Here is a 17,661-nt window from a genome sequence, read left to right on the forward strand (position 1 = left end):
CCGGATCATCCGCAAAGTTCGGTCAGCCGGAACTTTGCCGAGAGAGGACAGAAATTCCGCCTGAATGACACTCCGCACAACGCCCCTCCGAGGGACAGTCGGAGGAGGCTGTTCTCAGCCAGCCTTCATATTTTCCCAACACCTCGGAACCCCGGGTCAGGGAAAGATACTGAAGAAGTCCGAGGGCGATTCCGGAAAGATTGACAAAACGTTCGATGGCTTCGAGAGTGAGATCAAATTTTTTTCTTTCATTTTCATCAGGACGACAGTATCGGACATCCTCACCCCTGCCGACATCGGGAAAGGCTTTCGTCCGAAAATGGTAGCAAAATCCCCCGATGAGATGCTTCAGCGTCCGAAACATGCTTTCCACCTTGGGACGATAGCAATAAATCGTGACAATCTGTCCGGCCGGGAGTGTCAGATCGGAACACATCAGTATGTAACGGTCGTCTCCGTCGATGACAAAAACAAAACGGATGATGTCTCCGACCGGTTTCCACAAAAGATCCCATGTAAAATATCTGACGGTTCCGAGGTTTCCGGAGATCATCACTTCTGTTTCTCCGAACCGCTCGGAGAAATCGAAAACTTTTATGAGGCTCACCTTGTCTTTTTCCCGGAATGTCTTCTCCGAACTGTCTTCGGGAACAAGGTATCCCACATAATTGTTCTTCGCACGGGTGATAAGATGAACAGACTGTTCGCCGTTGTCGTTGACGGCTTCCCCGAAGGTCAGAAAAGCGGGTCCTGTGGAAAAGCAGGCGTCAAGAGTCACATAACACGGAAATCCCGTCTGTTCCGCTGTCCGGATGACAAGATTCGCCATCCGGGTCAACATGGCTGCCGGACGGGGTTTGCAACCCCGTCCGAAACGTTTGCGGGCGGCGATCCGGAAAATATTCCGGACGGGGTTGCAAACCCCGTCCGGCAAAATCAGAGTTAATAAAAACAGTAGGTTGTAATCTTAGCCTGATGCATATGCTGGTCAGCCCTCCCCTAAATCCGTTATAATCAGCTTATTTCAATGGCAAATAGACATAAGCCCTCAGCACATCCGGAGGAAGATGGGGTTTCACCTGGTACTGAACACCTCTTCCTTGTGATGCTTTTCTTACCCGGGCATGTGCCCTGAGCAACTTTTTGCCATTCTTCTCCTCCGCTGCTTCTGTCAAAGAATACCAGAGCATCTCAAAACTGTCAATCAGTTTGTTCAGAAAATGGACCGCCTGATCTCTGGAAACATTGGCTTCCGGCTTTGCCCGGATCAGTTTCTCCACAATGTCCGCATCCGTCCATTCGGTGCTGGCAGGTGAACCGGCAAAGCCAAGCACCTGGCAATCTTCCGCTATCAGATGCGTTTCTCCATCCCCGGTCTTTGTGATGATATGATATCGAAACCGGACAAGCAAGAGAGTGGCGCGACGTTCCACAAGTCCGGTTCGGATAACGCCGCAGCGTTTTTCAGGTATCTCATGCTTCGTTGTGACAGGAGGTTATCACCGTTTATATGAAAGTGTTAGGTGTTAGGTGTTAAGTGTTAGGAAAAACAGCAAAATTTTCATCATTCGTTGTGACCGGCAGATCATGGCCGTTTATATGATATCCATAGCGGCATTCCGTATTTAGGATATATTGTCCGAACCAGTTTCCGCTCAATATAAATCGCCAATGCTTTTTTGCATCTGATGACACGACATCCCTCGTGTGTATCTTCATAATTTTTCAGGATCGCCTCCTGAACAGACTCGGACAAATCCGGATTCGGCTTAAAATGCAGTTCGACAATATAATGCCATTCCCTGTCCTCTCTTGAAGATACCCAGTCCTTATCTGTAAGCTCCGCGTAAGAAATCCTCGACAGCACAAAATCCCGAAATGACTTTCTCCGATGACAGTATGCACGGATGTGATACCGGTCATCTGCGAATACCAGATGGTTGGGTGAAAGCAGGCGGGTAAAGGGCGACTCCGGGTTTTTGCTGTGATAGTCAATGGAAACCACCCGTTGCCCCAGCAGGGCGGCAATTACAATTCTGGCAGGCTCAAGGGGAAGGTCCGGCCTCAGCAGCCGATCCACATCCACGACGTCAAGATCGCTCCATCCCCTTTCTTCCCGATAATAGCCCGTGAGCGACTCCCCGCGCAGGTAATCCAGAAACAATATGGGGCTGGTTTTGATAATATGGGGTCTGAATGTTTCCGAAGCCTCATGGCGTTTGCGGGACGGATTGTATTCCATCTGTTCCGGATATTCCTCCCGATACCTGTCAATCACAGTCTGCGCGGCCTGCCGGCTCAGGCCGAAAGTTTCTGCCAGCTTTCCTGCGGTAAGCCCATCTCCCCAGAATAATTGCGTTTCTATATACGCAAACCTTTTTTGTTGTTTATATGTGTAAAGTTTCATGACATGTCTTTTAATTTTATGGTTTGACTTTGAAAAAATTATATTTTAAACATCGGAAAAATTCAAGGATAAATCTCAAAAAGGAGAAAGACCATGTTTCGCATACGAATGACGCTGCCAAAAAGAAAGAGCGTCGCTTACAACTATACGGATATTCTGCATGATGCCATTGTCAATGCCTGGATCAGTGCCGGAGCAGACGCGGAAAAGGTGACGGGATTTCATGCCAGGCCGTGGAATTTTGCATCGCTCGGGTGGCGGCGAGGACAGGAAAACCGGGCGCATACCCTGATTATCAGCACTCCTGATCCCGAACTGTCCGAGTATATTAGGAAATTAAAACCCGGGGATACGGCCTATGCCAGAGCTGTTACAGCCGAAGCGGTTGATTTTTCCGAGGCAGAGATATTTGCAGACCCCGACCCCATCGGACCCGGACAGAAGGGCATCGGTGTGCTGATGCTTTCACCTCTGGCAATTTCTCGTAATAATAAAGAAAAAAAAGGGCATCGCTGGCACAGCAACCTGAATGAAGCAGATTTAAGCTCCGTGGTTAATCATCGGCTGTCGCGGCTGGCCGGACGTGAGGTCAGTCTTGAAGTACACGCGGATAAGCTGTATCTGCGCGCCAATCCCCGGCATGATGTGCTGATTCCCGTCAAAGAATTTCCCAATGGAAAGCGGGCCTTTGTCATCGGTATGAAAGCCCCTTTAGTATTGAAAGGGAATGTGAATGACCTCCGGCTGGCCTGGTACGCGGGGATCGGAGAAAAGACGAGAAACGGGTTCGGGTGTGTGGGGCTTGCGGAAAAGGGGGTGGGACGGTGATGGAACATCAATGGATGGAACACGCGACACTTGCTGCCGGAAAGGTTTATAAAAGCTTTCTCACAGAGGTGCTGGAGGCCCATGTGATAAATGATCGGGACGGCGGTGCGCTTGATGAAAAAAATCAGAAGAAGATTGACAAAGGAACGCATATTGATCCCCGTGTGCTGCGTCTGATGAGCTTCAGCGGCAAGGGCGGTGTCGCGGCCAATCCTGAAAAGCAGGAGATTTATGACAAATTCTATAATGTCAGCCTGCTGGATCATATCCTGTCCGTGACTCGCGGCTCGCTGCTCTTGTCCGCGCTGGACTGGATGGGACAGAATCCGGACATGGATTCAAGAATGCTGAATCGCAGGCTCACGGTCATGGCGGTCATCGGGTTTATGCACGATTTGGATAAGGATTTGAAACTTCCCCGCAACGCACCGCTTGAGATCGAAAATGTGGAAGAGCGGATGGAACGCTATGGCATTGCGGATTTTCTCAAAGGTGCGGAAGTTTCACTTTCAGCAAGCCAGCTTCGGTATCTTGTGGAAAAAGTGGAGGGAACACAGGCCCACCGCCATGCGCCGGATACACTGCCCCCGAGAGAATTTGAATCGCTTTCGCGTTATGTGCGTCTCGCTGACCAGTTGGACAGCACTTGGCTCTCCTCTGATCCTGAAACCGGAGGATTTGAGGGCGTCATGAAATGTCTTGAAAAAGATCGCAATCTCCAAGGCGAATTTCTGAAAAAGTGGAAAAGAATTCAGTTGTTTGATCCGCATCATCCTTTTCTTTTGGATGAGCTTCAGCGATGTCTGTCCCGGTTCAGCCTGCGTCTGGCCGGAGTTCCGCCGCTGATCGAGGTGCATCAGGACGGGTATTTGTTTATGCTGATTCCGGAAAGCCGGTCTGAGGAGATTGTTGAGAAAGCAGTGAACATGCTTTGCAACAGTCTGCCGTTTAAACTGTATCTGGATGTGTCAAATCGGGGAATTCCCGCGCTTTATAACGGACAGCCGGGCCATGAGGAATTAGCGGGATTTATTGAGGGAGGACTTAAAGCACAGGAGTTGAGCAATCTCTTCAAAATCAAACGTGAACTGACAGATCAGTTGAAAGAGCCGCTTGATGACCTGCTTGCTGATATGGGTTTGCAGCCCCGCTGGGCGGAAAAAGTCACGACTCAGCTCACCACATTATATTCGAGCTTTAAGGATTTTGAAGAACCAGATAAGGAATGGCTTTACCGGGCTGCACATCTTGTATTGCTTCTGAATCTGAAAGTTGACGCGAAGCCTAAAAATGCTGTTCCGGCCTCTTCTGAAAGAGAAACAGAACTGCTTAAAATTGTGAAAAAAGAGCTGCCGGACTGGATGAGAGAAATAAAAGATGATGCGTCCCGCCGAACACTTACAGGACTTTGCGTGACAGCAATGGCAGAGCAGGATGAGGATCTGCTGGAAAGGGTGTGGGGGGAAGATGACGGACTGTTAAAACAATGGCTCGAAGGTGACGGAAAACGCCCGGGGTTTAATCAGTTCATCAGCGGCGACGGAATAGAAGTATTAAAAGGCGTAAAGCGGCGAATGAATCTCTTGTTGTCTGGGCAGCGGCTCACGGTTGAAAAAGAAAAGGAAAAAGGGCGGTGTGTCTTCACAGACGAACCTGTTCCCTTTAAAAAAACGATAAGTCAGGCTATGAAGTTATATGGCATCAAAGTCTCCGCGTTTTCCGGGAGAGATAATCGCCCTGAAGTCGTCACTTCGGATCAGTCTCATACCAATGTCGGGTTTTCCTCTGTTGCCGAACATAAACTGCGGTCAGAAGTCCACGAATTGCAGGGCGGCAAAGATAACGGCGTTCCCACTTTGGTTTATTCTCCGACAACTGGCGGACTTTTCGGCGGTCTCGGGCTGACAGATGACAAGGCAATGGGAGCCATGTCCTTGTATGATCTGAATCGGCTTGAGATAAAAAAAGGCAAAGTGCTGAGAGGGTTTGAAACATATCAGAGCCGCTATCGCATGGCACGGCTTGAGAAAATGCCTGAGTCTCTTGAGGGACAGGTGAACATCATGCGGATGCTGCTCAATGCCACCCGGCGCATGGGCCGCCCGATTCATATTTTCCGGGGACTTCCCACTTTGCAGAAAGCATATTTTTATTATGATGCCATGCCCAAAGTGCTGGTGAATCTGCTGGGCGGAAATGCGCTGGGACTTGAACAGATTCCCGATGCGCTGAAGCATCTGGATATTGCCAGAGATATTCTTGAAATTTCAGGATTGGGATATGATGTGCTGAGGCTGTATGCTGTTCCAAAAACACGGTTCGCCGCAGTTTGTTTTTCATACTGTTATTTGCGCGATCATGACGAAAAAAAGCCGACCTTGAAAAAACATCTGGAAAAGGAATCTTTTAACTATATGGAGGGAAATCAGACAATGAGTGATCAGGACAAATCTTTGATAAGACTTGGAAGAGCAGGGGCAGGTATTCAGAAAAATCCCGGGGGGAAATCCTCCGGAAGCGATGAGTTGCTGGTGTTCAAACTTTGTCTGGATACGCTGAACGCGGCTCGGAAAGTTAATCAGACAGATGTTGAATCTCTGGTTTATGCAGTGGCAAGCGAATTGGAGACAAATCTGATTCGGCGGGAAAAGGCTGCTGCCAAAGAAAATCGTGGCAAAAAAAGTCTGAGAGAGGGCTGTATTGAAGTTGCGGAAATTTTTGTCAACAATGTCTGGTTCGGTGTCCTCGGAGGACGATCTCCGAGCCAGAAAAGCCGACGGGTTCTGTCTGCCATTTATCGCATGGCATTTTTGAAAACCCATAAGGAAATCAGTGAAAAAAAATCTGAAAACAAGAAGGAGAAAAAATAATGAAACGATTTGAAAATTATCTTGGCAATATTGATCATCTGGTATCATCCAGCCCCAAGGGGGAGAAAAAAGGGGATGACTACATTCATCCGGCATTGAAAAACATGGGCAGTGTTACGATAATTGTTATTCGGGAAGCCATTGCGCCGGTCGTTTTCCGAAACGAGGAACAGGAAATCACGGATATCGAAATCGGAGAAGAAGCTTATGTCCGTGCCGTTCCCAACAAGTTCAAGTATCCTGAAAAGGGCAGAGGGCTTCAGATTCTTCGGGCTTATGGCGTTGGCGGCCGTCTGCCCCAGAACAAAACATTTCTCCGTAAAAGTGAGAAGCCTTCGGATGCCTTTGACATGAACACACTTGTTTTCGGAGATTCAACAATGCACGATAACCGGGTACTTCCTGTTCGTGCCGCAGTGAATTATTCTGACGGACTGAGCCTTCTGCCCAAGCATTTGTGTGTGGATGAGACATTCCACAACCGGGCAATGGAAGACGGCACGCTCTTTGATGCGGAAACCGGAGAGAACAGTGTCAGTCTGTTCTCCCGTCACTTTATCACGCCGGGAACCCTGATGGTGCAGGTTTTGTCAACACGGGGCAAAGTACTTCCTTCTGAGGGGCTGGATCATCTGCTCCTTTCCATGGGCATCGCTGGATTATACGGCGGACAAACTTCCACAACAGGTGTCAATATTCGTTCCCGGATTGCCGGGGTTTACGGAGCCAAGTTTGAACGCGCTGAGACATCGCCATATGAAATCGTGAAATCGCTCAGAGATACGGATGTGGATAAAAAAGACGGCGATGCGGTCATTCAGGCCATTCACACCATGATGGCGGAGGTGCATGAAGCGAGTATGGACGCTGAAGCCGTGGGCGATTATCAAAAAACATTGGTGGAACAATTTGAAAAAGACGATCCAGCTTTGACAGAAAAGTATGAACAGGCTGCCCCGAAGGTGGCGGAGCTTTTTGACAGTTGGTTCGGTACGGGGAAGAAAAAATGAAAACTGTTGCTATCAGCGTAACGGCCCGCACATTGACACCGTTTGCCTACCACAGCTTAATGGTGCAGAGCGGCACAGCCACGCTCCCGGAACTCATCGGGGACCGTGCGGTCGCATTCGGGCTTGCTGCGGCATTGGGCATGACTGCGGCCCGTGTGGCACTGCCGAAAAAAAATTATCAGAAACATCTCGCGGCCATGCCTTTTCGGACATCTGTTTTTACGACAGAGACTCCCCGGCTGCTGGCACCGCTGACTCGGCGGCTGAATCTGGACGCTGAGGCCGGTCTTCAGAAAAAGGTCCAGGATGTTGCCAAAAAAGGAAATCTCAAAGATTTTTTTCGCATTCAGGAAGTTCCCCCGGGTCAGGTTTTTAACGGCGCTGTATTTGGATTGGATGGTTTTGATCCTTTTAAGTATGCGGATCAGGAAAAACTGGTCATCCGGGTGGGGCTGCATCGGAGCGGCATGGTTTTGTTGAGAAAGACTGAGGAACATTTGGTTCGCCTGAATGTTTCCACGGCTGCTTTGTTCAAACAGGAACTGCCCATGGAACGATACTGTCTGCACGGCTTGCAGCTCTCACCTGTTTTCAGCATGGAAGACGCGGCAGAGGAGGTGACAAAATGGAGGTGACAGAACTTACAATTGCCCGCCACTGCGTAAGACAGGAAGGAGAGGCCGGACTTTCTCCGCTTCAACGCTCACTGCTTGAATCGGAAAAAAAGATTCGCATTGCAGAAGCGCCTACGGGTGCGGGTAAGAGTTATGCGTTTCAGCAGGCGGTTGCCCGAAATGAGCGTGTTCTTTTTATTGTTCCCACGCGGCGTCTCGCGCAAAATCTCCTGGCAGGGCTTTCAGAATCCCTGGTCAGAGATAACAACTGGAATAAGGAAGCAGTTTCCAGGAAGCTGGTTCTGTGGAATTCGGACGAGACAAAACGGCTGGCAGAAGCAGGCGAGGTCAATATCACAGCGAGGCGAATTCGGGAGATTTCTGATCTGGATCCGACGCGGGAGGGCGGAGAAATGGTGATTGCTGTCCCCGAGGTTGTGAGCTATCTCCTGCTGCGATATAAACCGGAAAAAGGGCAGTCCGATGCAGGCGTGTTTGATATGCTGAACACATTTGAGCATATTGTTTTTGACGAATTCCATACCATATCTCCGAGAGGTTTCGGTCTGGCCGGGCTTTTTGCAAAACTGGCAACAGAACTTTCGTACCGGGCAAAAGTCAGTTTTCTGTCTGCCACGCCCCTGGATATTGCACCGGTTTTGCGGCGGCTGGATGTGCCTGAAACGGAGATCGCCGAACTTCACGAGGAACTCACGGACAAAGGCAGAGCGGTTCATGGCGATGTGCGTCTCTCTTTGTGTGGCTGCGAAAGCCTGCCGGAGCTGATCAGACAGCATATGGACGCGGTCGCACAGGAGATTGCAAAGGGTCGTCAGGTTGTCATCATTTATAACAAACTGGCGGATTTGCAACTGCATCTCACGGAACTGGAGCAAATTTTCCGAGGAGCAGGGATTCACCCGGGGCGGGTGCTGCTGGTCAACAGCATTGATGATTCCCGCGTCAATAGGTGCGGAAAAGGCTTTTTTGCCGCGGGCCGGCATGAGGATCCCGAGGCGTTTGATGTTCTTGTGGCAACGGCCAGCGTGGAAATGGGGGTTACTTTTCGTGCAAATCTCCTGTTCATGGAGCCGGGTTTCGAGGCGATGAATTTTCTCCAGCGCTACGGCAGGGCAGCAAGAGGAGCGCATGACGGGCAGGTTTTTGTCCGTTTTGATGACAAAATGCTGAATAAATCGCCCTGGTTCCGGCAATTGAAACGGTGGGCTGAGAAACATAATGATGACACGGTTGCCATTCACGATCTGACAAATGTGCTGAGTCAGGCATCGCAGAAGCGGTTTAAAGATTGTCCCGAAGAGGGGAGGAAACATTTCGGCAAACTGCCCAATCGTGCGGCATATTCATCTGGCCTGTATTGGAATGTTCTCATGGGGCATTTCAGCAATATAAAGTATCGCTGGGACCATCTGAAAACGCATCAGCCCAAACCTGCGAAACAGATTTACTGGCTCTTGAAAACCGTCCGGGAAATGGCGTCAGACAGGGAATTCGGAGAGTCGGCAAAGGATTGGTGTGACCGGTTTGAGAATGAGGCCCGGACGCTCAGGGATATTGGAAAAGGGATTCGGATTCTTGAGGATGACGGTCGGGGCGATGCGTTTCATGCACAGGAAATCTGGGTCCGCCGAAATACAGATATTTTGGACAGATTCCCTTTGCTGATGGCGGATGACGGGCTTGAGGAAATCCGCATTCCGGGAAAGCTCGGAGATTTTTTGCTGGAAAAGGGGAATTTCGTGAAAGCAACTCGGAACGCCAGGTTTCCCCATACGCCTTACACCGCGATTCTCAGGGATGACGCGTTTATTGTGGAGGAATGGGCCAGGGAATTTCAGAAGGGTGCGGGTGCTGATCCGCTGGCGTGGGAATTGTATCCTGAAGCCATGAAAGCGGCTGAAAAGCTTGTGCGTCTGACAGGTTTGATTGTCAGTGATGATGAAGATGTGGATGCAGGCAGCGGTGTGTTGTAAATCAGACCTCTGTAAATCAGACCTCCGAGGTTTTTAAAACCTCGGAGGTCTTTCCCGCAAAGAGGAAAACCTGTGTACAGGACAAAAAGTTGCGGGAGGGGAGAAACCCGGCTTTTTCCCCGGACGAGGCGCTTTCCCCTGACGGAAAAAGCCGGGTTTCTTTGCCACTCTTCTTTTTTTGTCCTGTACACAAGAGGAGAACAATAATGATACAAAACTGGAAACATGCAGACGCATTTTATGAGCGTGTGGATCGTCTCGGGTTGCACGGCCTTCATTTTCAGCATGTTGTGCTTTGCGAGCGCAGGGCCTGGATGTATCTCCATAATATCAATTTTGCTCAATGGTACGGCCGGGTACAAACCGGAACCGCAAAGCATTCGACAAGTTATGCAAGAGATCATAGCACGGATGGGCTGTTTGGTCTGGCTCCTGACAGGATTGACTGGGAGAACTGTGTTGTTTATGAAAACAAGGGAAGCGGGGGCGCGGTGGAAGCTTCAAATAATCAGACCGCATTTTATGCGCTGATGTTGTCTATTGCCACAGGCAGGGAATGGCAAGCTGTCACGCATGTTCTTTCCACACGAAAGCGGCGTGATGTTGTGCTGGATGAGCATCGTTTGCAGAAGATGTGGGAGGCTTCTGAACGTCTGGAAGCACTGGCAGTCAGAGAAGATGTCCCCCGGGCCAGGGCCATTCCCCTTTGCAAAACATGCTCTCTGGCCGGATTCTGCGGACATGACTGACTACTTGCCGGACGGGGATTCTTGCCGGACGGGGTTTGCAACCCCGTCCGGCAAAGGGATAAAAGGAGTGCAAAAATGAAGCGAACGCGGAATTTTTGCAAAAATTCCGCGTTCGCTTCATTTTTGCACTCCGGAGAATTGTCATCGGTATCAACTTGCCGGACGGGGTTGCAAACCCCGTCCGGCAAAGCGTGATGTTGTGCTGGACGCAGATCGTTTGCAGAAGATGTGGGAGGCATCGGAGCAGTTGGAAGCACTGGCAGTCAGAGAAGATGTCCCCCGGGCCAGGGCCATTCCCCTTTGCAAAACATGCTCTCTGGCCGGATTCTGCGGACATGACTGACTACTTGCCGGACGGGGATTCTTGCCGGACGGGGTTTGCAACCCCGTCCGGCAAAGGGATAAAAGGAGTGCAAAAATGAAGCGAACGCGGAATTTTTGCAAAAATTCCGCGTTCGCTTCATTTTTGCACTCCGGAGAATTGTCATCGGTATCAACTTGCCGGACGGGGTTGCAAACCCCGTCCGGCAAAGCAAACCCCGTCAGGCAAAGGGATAAAAGGAGAATTGTCACCGGTATCAATTATCAACATCTGGAAGGGTTAGAAATATGGAAACATTATTCGTTTCTCGTGAAGCCCGTCTGAAGCGGCGGGAAAATACTTTGGCAATCGTGTTCAACGGTAAAACAAAATGGTTTCCTGTTGAGAAAATCCGGCATATTGTGCTGTTGTCGGAAAGCAATATGAATTCAAGTCTGCTGTGTCTGTGCGGTGCAAACAGTGTGAGGATTTCGGTGTTTGATTATTATGGCTACTTCAAGGGAGCGTTTGAGCCTGTAGGACAGAATCCATCAGGACGGGTGAAGCTCGAACAGGCCAGAACGATTCTCGATGCCCGGGAAAAAATGCTCATCGCAAAGGAAATCGTACTGGGAGCCGCACATAACATCCTTGCGAATCTGCTGTATTATCGTTATCGGGGCAAAAAGGAGCTTGATACGCAGATAAAAGAAATGCGTCGTCTCATGTCCCACATTGATAAAGCAGATGATACAGCGACTCTCATGGGCGTGGAGGGGAATCTGCGTCAGCTTTATTACAGCGGATGGAAGCTTATTGATCCGAAACTGGATTTTGGCAAACGAATCCGACGACCGCCGAACAATCCTGTTAATTGTCTGATTTCATTTATGAATCAGCTTGTCTATACTGTGGTTCGGCATGAGACTTTTAAGACGCATTTGGATGAAACGCTGAGTTTTCTCCATTCTCCGGGGACAGGCCGTTCTTCGCTGAGTCTGGATTTGTCAGAGCCGTTCAAACCTGTGCTTGCAGATATGCTGATTTTCAGGATGGCCCGAAAGGGGATGATGCATGAGAATTGGTTTCAAGAACATGACGGGGTTTGTCTTTTGACGGAAACAGGGCGGCGTCATGTGGCTGAACAATTCTCTGTCCGTTTGGAGGAAATGAGCGACGGCAGAAGTTATCGGGAACGGATTTATCGGGAAGCTTTGAAGATTGAGCGTCATATTCTTGGTGTTGCGGAATATGAATCTTACAAAAGAAAGGCTTGACAATGTATGTGTTAATGACATATGATGTACGGGCAAAACGCACGGAGAAGTTCAAAAAGCTGCTTCGGAAATATCTTGAACATATCCAATATTCTGTTTTTAGCGGTGATTTGTCAGAGGCGAATTTGATTCACCTGCGCCGGGCAGTCAGCCGCATGCTCCTTCCCGGAGAGCGTGTCACAGAGGTTACGGCAGCGAATCGGAAAAATGTGCATGTTACTCATTTTGTAAAAAATGAAACCGGGAAGGGGGAAGCAAAGCGTGTTGAAGATAATTCACATGCCACGGATTACAGGGTTTTATGATTTGAACTTCGATCCTGGATGAAGCATAAAACACAGGAGAATGAAGTTTTTGCCTAAAGGCTTGATTGCTCTTTTGATGGTATTTTATAATCAAAAAAGGCATGATTGCCTTTAAAATCGGCGGTTATTTCTCCCCATGAGGGGTTATGAGCGGAAGCTGTGGCGAGGATCGGAGCGGACAAGGCTTTGTTATTTCTCCCCATGAGGGGTTATGAGATACAAGGATCGTACAGTTACTTTTACAGAATCTGCTGGTTATTTCTCCCCATGAGGGGTTATGAGCAACATTTTCAGCATAAAAAGTTCTGCCATTTTCACAGTTATTTCTCCCCATGAGGGGTTATGAGATTTCATGTCCCTGAAAAAAATCTTCACCGTATTTTAAGTTATTTCTCCCCATGAGGGGTTATGAGCCGGAAAAACTGAAAGCTGGTCTCCGGACAAATCAAGTTATTTCTCCCCATGAGGGGTTATGAGGCCGAGCGTTATCCGGTCGTCAGTGAGATGCCCGAGGGTTATTTCTCCCCATGAGGGGTTATGAGTTTTTGCTTCAAACCCTGATTCTGAAACATAGACTCGTTATTTCTCCCCATGAGGGGTTATGAGTTCCGGCGATGTAAAGTTTATCTCAATCGTCCTATGTTATTTCTCCCCATGAGGGGTTATGAGAGCCGCCGGTCGGATTTCAGAGCCGGGTTAGGTTTCTTGTTATTTCTCCCCATGAGGGGTTATGAGTTGCTGGACATGGGATGCTGACTGATAACTTGCAGCTTGTTATTTCTCCCCATGAGGGGTTATGAGGCAAAAACAGTGCTTTTATCCCTATCAGCATGTTCCTGTTATTTCTCCCCATGAGGGGTTATGAGCGAAAATGTTCCGCCAGATCGTTTTATTTCAGCTTTAGTTATTTCTCCCCATGAGGGGTTATGAGAAACTTTTGAAGGAGGTTTTAATGCAAACTTTGACTGGTTATTTCTCCCCATGAGGGGTTATGAGAAGAAAAAAATCCGACTGTGAGTCATCTCCGGCAAGTTATTTCTCCCCATGAGGGGTTATGAGCTGAGTTCAGGATTAAATCTTGCCTCATGTCTTTCCGGGAGTTATTTCTCCCCATGAGGGGTTATGAGAACCTCCTTTTTCGGATCGTCAAAGTCTAATTCAAGTTATTTCTCCCCATGAGGGGTTATGAGGGGGTGTATGGTAGCACTGCGGCTGAGCGACTGCGGTTATTTCTCCCCATGAGGGGTTATGAGTGATCCGTCCGTGACAAAACCAAGCCCCTCAATTGCTGTTATTTCTCCCCATGAGGGGTTATGAGTGTCTGATGATCATTTCTCCCCTCCCATGTCATGTTTGTTATTTCTCCCCATGAGGGGTTATGAGGTACGGGACAACCCGCATAACCTGACAGGCAAAGACGTTATTTCTCCCCATGAGGGGTTATGAGTTCGGACTTGTAAGAGTCTTATTCGTGAGGGTCTGAGGTTATTTCTCCCCATGAGGGGTTATGAGGTCTGTAATGTCAGATCAGCAAATTCGGGATTCGTTTGTTATTTCTCCCCATGAGGGGTTATGAGGTGAACATCCTGCACACATCACAAACACCAAAAACAAGTTATTTCTCCCCATGAGGGGTTATGAGAAGCTGGCTTATTCCGGTATTTGAGGAGCATGTGGATGGTTATTTCTCCCCATGAGGGGTTATGAGAGCGAATGGGAGGACAGAGAAGGTAGAAACCGTTTTGTTATTTCTCCCCATGAGGGGTTATGAGTGAGAAAAAAACTTGTCTGCCGTCTTTTTCTTTAAAGTTATTTCTCCCCATGAGGGGTTATGAGATAATCGGTCTTGTCACCGTCCCTGTTTCCAGTCTGGTTATTTCTCCCCATGAGGGGTTATGAGTTCTATAATCCACGTCGCCGTCTATGCTTGTAATTGTGTTATTTCTCCCCATGAGGGGTTATGAGTGAAAGACTGAATGCCGCCAGTCGTTTTTTGTATTTTTGTTATTTCTCCCCATGAGGGGTTATGAGGTTTCGGATGTACGGCGGGAACATTTATGGCGAAGGGTTATTTCTCCCCATGAGGGGTTATGAGCAGAAATCGAAAGCGTGGGTAGGAAGATCAGGTTATGTTATTTCTCCCCATGAGGGGTTATGAGATAGGGTTTTAAGCGGGTACTTCAGGACATCTTACTTAGTTATTTCTCCCCATGAGGGGTTATGAGTCGTTAAAAGATCGAGCGTTCGCTGTTCTAACCTGGTTATTTCTCCCCATGAGGGGTTATGAGTTGCATTTAATCCTGTGATGGTTGTATTGCTTTCGGTGTTATTTCTCCCCATGAGGGGTTATGAGTGTTTATCAAATCGCAAATCCGATTTCTTTACCGGGTTATTTCTCCCCATGAGGGGTTATGAGAGTTTTTATTTGTTTCCGGAAGATCGCTGTCGTCGTGTTATTTCTCCCCATGAGGGGTTATGAGAGTTTGCGATATCCTTGTAATCATCACTCCCATATGTTATTTCTCCCCATGAGGGGTTATGAGACACAGGAGAGGCATATGCCCGCCATATTTCATGTGGTTATTTCTCCCCATGAGGGGTTATGAGCCTCAGAAACGATTATCATTTCTCCTTCGTCGCTGCGTTATTTCTCCCCATGAGGGGTTATGAGTGACCTGTCCCTGACCGGTTCTCACATGATCATCACAGTTATTTCTCCCCATGAGGGGTTATGAGTTATAATAAATTCGGTTGAGGCTCTGACCGAGTTTAGGTTATTTCTCCCCATGAGGGGTTATGAGCTGAAAATGTCGCTACACTATTAAAAAGAACAGCGTGTTATTTCTCCCCATGAGGGGTTATGAGAAATTCGTTCCACCAAGCCTCAATGAAGGGTGCAATAGTTATTTCTCCCCATGAGGGGTTATGAGTCTGACACCCCCTCTTATATCCTCTGCCCGGCGCAGTTATTTCTCCCCATGAGGGGTTATGAGTTGGGATGATCATGGCAGCTGCTGCATTTATGTCGCCGTTATTTCTCCCCATGAGGGGTTATGAGTCTGGCCCCGTATGTCGACAGTCGACACACGCTGCCAGTTATTTCTCCCCATGAGGGGTTATGAGTTTTGCTGAAACGCCTTTGACAAGCTCATATTTAGAGTTATTTCTCCCCATGAGGGGTTATGAGCTCCTGGGGCTCGTACACTTCCCAACAATCCGTATACCCGTTATTTCTCCCCATGAGGGGTTATGAGGACTACCCCCTAATCACAAACCGAAGTGCTGTGACGTTATTTCTCCCCATGAGGGGTTATGAGTTAGAGGACTCTCCTCAAAGTTCGGAGGCGAACCGGTTATTTCTCCCCATGAGGGGTTATGAGTGATTTACAGCTTGCATGTTTAATTCGTGCTGACGCTGTTATTTCTCCCCATGAGGGGTTATGAGCTGAATCCTCAGCCTGTATATCCCGCCTGATTGCAGCGTTATTTCTCCCCATGAGGGGTTATGAGTTGATAGTCGGTATCTTCATATAAACCTTCCTATCCCGTTATTTCTCCCCATGAGGGGTTATGAGTTTTGAATTTTTAATGAATTCAATCTGATAGGATAGGTTATTTCTCCCCATGAGGGGTTATGAGAAGTCCCGCAACTGATTTGGCTCTGTGACTTTTAACCGTTATTTCTCCCCATGAGGGGTTATGAGATACCAGGCTGCCAGCCAGCACAACCCCCGCTCCCACATGTTATTTCTCCCCATGAGGGGTTATGAGACATCGCCAGGTGTAAGTTTCTATGTAAGTTTCTGAGTTATTTCTCCCCATGAGGGGTTATGAGATTTACTGTATTTTCGGGCCGCCCTAAAGCTCAAGTTGTTATTTCTCCCCATGAGGGGTTATGAGCTCCATTAAAAGCCCATGATCCGCATCGAGAAACGCGTTATTTCTCCCCATGAGGGGTTATGAGCGCAAAAATGGCCAGGGTCACACGCATCATACACGCCGTTATTTCTCCCCATGAGGGGTTATGAGGAGATAAACTTCCTTTTCCTGGCAAGTCGACTTGTCGTTATTTCTCCCCATGAGGGGTTATGAGATGCCCACATGACTCCGTACCGAAAAAAATGGTTCCGTTATTTCTCCCCATGAGGGGTTATGAGCTGATTGAAACACAGGGAATTTTTCAGTCTGAGCCGAGTTATTTCTCCCCATGAGGGGTTATGAGTGAAAGGATTGTCAAATTGTAATCGTTCGTAACATTTGTTATTTCTCCCCATGAGGGGTTATGAGTTTCAGGGACTTCCTGATAACCATAAATCAAGTTTTGGTTATTTCTCCCCATGAGGGGTTATGAGAGGGAAGGCTCATGCTTGCTATGTCTTCTTATTCAATGTTATTTCTCCCCATGAGGGGTTATGAGTGTCAGGCGAGAAAAGGCCAAAGTGATAGTTGATAAAGTTATTTCTCCCCATGAGGGGTTATGAGTTTTCGGCAATCTTAATCCACTGGAGTTGGACAATGCGTTATTTCTCCCCATGAGGGGTTATGAGTTATGACAAGAATCTTATTGATCTTATGCGAGATACGAGTTATTTCTCCCCATGAGGGGTTATGAGTGTCAGGCGAGAAAAGGCCAAAGTGATAGTTGATAAAGTTATTTCTCCCCATGAGGGGTTATGAGTCCCTCCGGGGAGTGCTAATAGGCTTAGCAAGAGCCTTGTTATTTCTCCCCATGAGGGGTTATGAGGTATTTTGCTAATCGTAGAAATGCTGTTTTCACCCCATCGTTATTTCTCCCCATGAGGGGTTATGAGTCTGAGAACTGATTTGCAATCTACTCAGGATATTTTTAAGTTATTTCTCCCCATGAGGGGTTATGAGTGCTTCAGACGGCAAGGTAACAATGACTGATATTATGTTATTTCTCCCCATGAGGGGTTATGAGGATTGCATATGCAGCCATACGTCGAGAATATCCTGACGTTATTTCTCCCCATGAGGGGTTATGAGAAGCTGGTTAGTTCCGGTATTTGAGGAGCATGTGGGTTATTTCTCCCCATGAGGGGTTATGAGATACATGCCTCCAGGCCCGCCAGCCCACGGGTCATTAAGTTATTTCTCCCCATGAGGGGTTATGAGGTGAAAACACCTCAAATTATGGAACGCCAATTTGACGTTATTTCTCCCCATGAGGGGTTATGAGGGAACTGCCCCGGCTTTTGCTGGATGGTCTTTTGTTGTTATTTCTCCCCATGAGGGGTTATGAGAATATTCGGCGGCATCATCAAGCGTTTCATGGTCAGCTTGTT

The 17,661-nt window shown here is 48.2% G+C and carries 12 protein-coding genes and 1 CRISPR repeat array (1 of these 13 only partly in view); of the genes, 9 read left to right on the forward strand and 3 right to left on the reverse strand.

Annotation, left to right across the window (positions count from 1 at the left end):
• Window positions 1-22: 22 nt before the first annotated feature.
• The 3 genes from dnm_RS13040 to dnm_RS13050 all read right to left on the reverse strand — a co-directional run bounded on the left by dnm_RS13040 (window position 23) and on the right by dnm_RS13050 (window position 2,407).
• Window positions 23-829: a hypothetical protein gene (locus tag dnm_RS13040; protein ID WP_207683074.1), complete on the reverse strand. Its 807-nt coding sequence runs from the start codon at window positions 827-829 to the stop codon at window positions 23-25.
• A gap of 190 nt (window positions 830-1,019) precedes the next feature.
• Window positions 1,020-1,472 carry a DUF8741 domain-containing protein gene (locus dnm_RS13045; protein WP_492208005.1) on the reverse strand — a complete coding sequence of 151 codons (453 nt, stop codon included), beginning with the start codon at window positions 1,470-1,472 and terminating at the stop codon, window positions 1,020-1,022.
• A gap of 113 nt (window positions 1,473-1,585) precedes the next feature.
• The gene (locus dnm_RS13050) at window positions 1,586-2,407 is read right to left on the reverse strand and encodes a BrxR family helix-turn-helix transcriptional regulator (RefSeq protein WP_207683076.1); all 822 of its coding nucleotides are present in this window, start codon (window positions 2,405-2,407) and stop codon (window positions 1,586-1,588) included.
• A gap of 93 nt (window positions 2,408-2,500) precedes the next feature.
• On the opposite strand from dnm_RS13050, the gene dnm_RS13055 reads away from it, so the two are divergent.
• The 9 genes from dnm_RS13055 (at window position 2,501) to cas2 (ending at window position 12,355) form a co-directional block, all read left to right on the forward strand.
• Entirely contained in the window at window positions 2,501-3,235 is a 735-nt protein-coding gene (locus dnm_RS13055; protein WP_207683077.1) for a CRISPR-associated endoribonuclease Cas6, read from the forward strand.
• Window positions 3,235-6,105, forward strand: coding sequence for a hypothetical protein (locus tag dnm_RS13060; protein WP_207683078.1), 2,871 nt, complete (start codon window positions 3,235-3,237; stop codon window positions 6,103-6,105). The genes dnm_RS13055 and dnm_RS13060 overlap by 1 nt, the downstream gene beginning before the upstream one ends.
• Complete coding sequence (gene cas7d, locus dnm_RS13065; RefSeq protein WP_207683079.1) at window positions 6,105-7,115, forward strand: type I-D CRISPR-associated protein Cas7/Csc2; 1,011 nt, start codon at window positions 6,105-6,107, stop codon at window positions 7,113-7,115. The genes dnm_RS13060 and cas7d overlap by 1 nt, the downstream gene beginning before the upstream one ends.
• Window positions 7,112-7,750 (forward strand): hypothetical protein, encoded by a 639-nt coding sequence (locus dnm_RS13070; protein WP_207683080.1) that lies wholly within the window; start codon window positions 7,112-7,114, stop codon window positions 7,748-7,750. The genes cas7d and dnm_RS13070 overlap by 4 nt, the downstream gene beginning before the upstream one ends.
• Entirely contained in the window at window positions 7,741-9,723 is a 1,983-nt protein-coding gene (locus dnm_RS13075) for a DEAD/DEAH box helicase (protein WP_207683081.1), read from the forward strand. Before dnm_RS13070 ends, dnm_RS13075 begins: the two co-directional genes overlap by 10 nt.
• A 206-nt stretch (window positions 9,724-9,929) precedes the next feature.
• Window positions 9,930-10,472, forward strand: a complete 543-nt coding sequence (locus tag dnm_RS13080; protein ID WP_207683082.1) for a Dna2/Cas4 domain-containing protein — start codon at window positions 9,930-9,932, stop codon at window positions 10,470-10,472.
• Between the two features lie 199 nt (window positions 10,473-10,671).
• On the forward strand, window positions 10,672-10,815 hold the full coding sequence (locus dnm_RS13085; protein WP_276571884.1) for a PD-(D/E)XK nuclease family protein: 144 nt from the start codon (window positions 10,672-10,674) through the stop codon (window positions 10,813-10,815).
• 266 nt (window positions 10,816-11,081) lie between these two features.
• The gene (cas1, locus tag dnm_RS13090; RefSeq protein WP_207683084.1) at window positions 11,082-12,050 is read left to right on the forward strand and encodes a CRISPR-associated endonuclease Cas1; all 969 of its coding nucleotides are present in this window, start codon (window positions 11,082-11,084) and stop codon (window positions 12,048-12,050) included.
• Window positions 12,051-12,052: 2 nt separating this feature from the next.
• A complete protein-coding gene (cas2, locus tag dnm_RS13095) occupies window positions 12,053-12,355 on the forward strand; it encodes a CRISPR-associated endonuclease Cas2 (protein WP_207683085.1) in 303 nt (100 codons plus the stop codon).
• Between the two features lie 123 nt (window positions 12,356-12,478).
• Window positions 12,479-17,661: a CRISPR direct-repeat array (repeat unit 28 nt; unit sequence GTTATTTCTCCCCATGAGGGGTTATGAG); it runs 1,633 nt beyond the window's last position.

Origin of the sequence: Desulfonema magnum (genome assembly GCF_017377395.1) — a bacterium.
In the GTDB taxonomy this organism is placed as follows: domain Bacteria; phylum Desulfobacterota; class Desulfobacteria; order Desulfobacterales; family 4be13; genus Desulfonema_C; species Desulfonema_C magnum.

Excerpts from the sequence above, each read along its gene's own strand:
- cas2 (WP_207683085.1), top strand. The coding sequence starts at position 12,053 with ATGTATGTGTTAATGACATATGATGTACGGGCAAAACGCACGGAGAAG.
- dnm_RS13080 (WP_207683082.1), top strand. The coding sequence starts at position 9,930 with ATGATACAAAACTGGAAACATGCAGACGCATTTTATGAGCGTGTGGAT.
- cas1 (WP_207683084.1), top strand. The coding sequence starts at position 11,082 with ATGGAAACATTATTCGTTTCTCGTGAAGCCCGTCTGAAGCGGCGGGAA.
- cas7d (WP_207683079.1), top strand. The coding sequence starts at position 6,105 with ATGAAACGATTTGAAAATTATCTTGGCAATATTGATCATCTGGTATCA.
- dnm_RS13050 (WP_207683076.1), bottom strand. The coding sequence starts at position 2,407 with ATGAAACTTTACACATATAAACAACAAAAAAGGTTTGCGTATATAGAA.
- dnm_RS13055 (WP_207683077.1), top strand. The coding sequence starts at position 2,501 with ATGTTTCGCATACGAATGACGCTGCCAAAAAGAAAGAGCGTCGCTTAC.
- dnm_RS13075 (WP_207683081.1), top strand. The coding sequence starts at position 7,741 with ATGGAGGTGACAGAACTTACAATTGCCCGCCACTGCGTAAGACAGGAA.
- dnm_RS13070 (WP_207683080.1), top strand. The coding sequence starts at position 7,112 with ATGAAAACTGTTGCTATCAGCGTAACGGCCCGCACATTGACACCGTTT.
- dnm_RS13040 (WP_207683074.1), bottom strand. The coding sequence starts at position 829 with ATGGCGAATCTTGTCATCCGGACAGCGGAACAGACGGGATTTCCGTGT.
- dnm_RS13060 (WP_207683078.1), top strand. The coding sequence starts at position 3,235 with ATGGAACATCAATGGATGGAACACGCGACACTTGCTGCCGGAAAGGTT.